Below are 659 nucleotides of genomic sequence, written 5' to 3'. Positions count from 1 at the left end.
GCCGTAATCCCCGTAACGGGCCTCCCTGGCGCGCCGCAGGCGTGACAGGGAGGTTGAGGAGCCGTCACGCTCCCCGATCCATTTTTCGACTTCATGCCGATCGTGAACAAGGATGTGGGGGAGCATTAGCGCGAACGCGGACAGACCCCGCAGGGGGCTGGACTTCTCCTGGCGGCACAGCCGCCTGGAGAAGCTTGGCGACCGAACCCGAAGGGCCACCCGTATTTAAGAAGATCGCACGTCCATGGTTGCTGAACGCGGACGGGAGCTGCTCAGAGTGCCTTGCGCAAAGTGAAATCCACATGAACGGCGTCATAGGGAAACAGCACGTGGCCGCTTTCGGTGCGGTCCAGGACGCCGGCCGACAGGAGAGCCTGCACGTCGCCATGAACGGCCTTGACGTCACGTCCCACCCGGCGGGCGACTTCGCGAATGGCCATTTCACCCTGCCCGGTCATAGCCCTGAGTATGTCCCAACGCTTTGTGGTCAGGACACGCCACAGGAGATCCACGCTGGCGAAACTGATGAACTCCCCCACATGTTCACCACGGAACGCGGCGGCTGCCCGCCGCCTTGTCTCCTGCAGGGAGGATATTCCAAGAGTTACCGTTCTCACTGTCTTTCCCTCCAGGTTTCCACGTCTTTCCAGAAGTCCGCC

Annotated in this window: 1 protein-coding gene; it reads right to left on the bottom strand. The window is 61.9% G+C overall.

The genetic code is table 11. The annotated features are described in order from the left end of the window. Positions 1-272: 272 nt before the first annotated feature. Positions 273-659, bottom strand: a 387-nt coding sequence (locus DY926_RS15645; RefSeq protein WP_338034349.1) for an HVO_A0114 family putative DNA-binding protein, incomplete at its 5' end; no start/stop codon positions are given.

The sequence above is a fragment of the Komagataeibacter melaceti genome (genome assembly GCF_003403295.1).
Taxonomy (GTDB): Bacteria; Pseudomonadota; Alphaproteobacteria; order Acetobacterales; family Acetobacteraceae; genus Komagataeibacter; species Komagataeibacter melaceti.
The sequence above is the reverse complement of the archived record's forward strand: the minus strand, read 5'-3'. Positions and strand labels throughout refer to the sequence as shown.